At 43.9% G+C, this 512-nt stretch carries 1 protein-coding gene; it reads left to right on the top strand.

From position 1 onward, the window contains the following. On the top strand, positions 1 to 512 hold a 512-nt coding region (locus ASC50_RS03925), incomplete at both ends, for a hypothetical protein (protein ID WP_158648397.1).

Genomic DNA, 512 nt, shown 5'->3' with positions numbered 1-512 from the left:
ATCCCATACAAAGCCTTGCTTCGGATGCTATATTTTCCTTGCAGCCCAATATAGAAATGCCTTTCACGTTGGGTCCGGAGAGCCGGATTATGTATGCTGACACGATTCCGGATGTGGGTTTTGAAGACCTGTTTGGAGATTCGGCTTATACGATTGGCATCACACTCATTTTGGATTTGAAATATACAAATGAATTGGAAATTCCTTTGAAGGTTGAAATAATGGGGTTGGATGCAAACAACGACTCTGTTGCAGTCTGGTCATTTGATATGCCCGCTACCGAAGGAGAAACGTGGAGCTTGATTGCAGATGGAAACACAAAAAATAAGGTTGGCGATAAAGACGTTATATATCAGCCTCTTGTGTTGAAGAAGGATGGCTTCGGAAAAGCAAAATCCTTGGTGCTGAGATATGATTCCGGTCCGTTTGGAGTGGACAGGACGTTGAAAGCAGGTGCTAAGGTTAGCCTTGCTGTCGGCATGCGTGCGGAGATTACAGCAGATATTAAACTT

This window comes from Candidatus Symbiothrix dinenymphae, from assembly GCF_001431085.1.
This window is presented reverse-complemented; position numbering and strand designations above follow the sequence as displayed.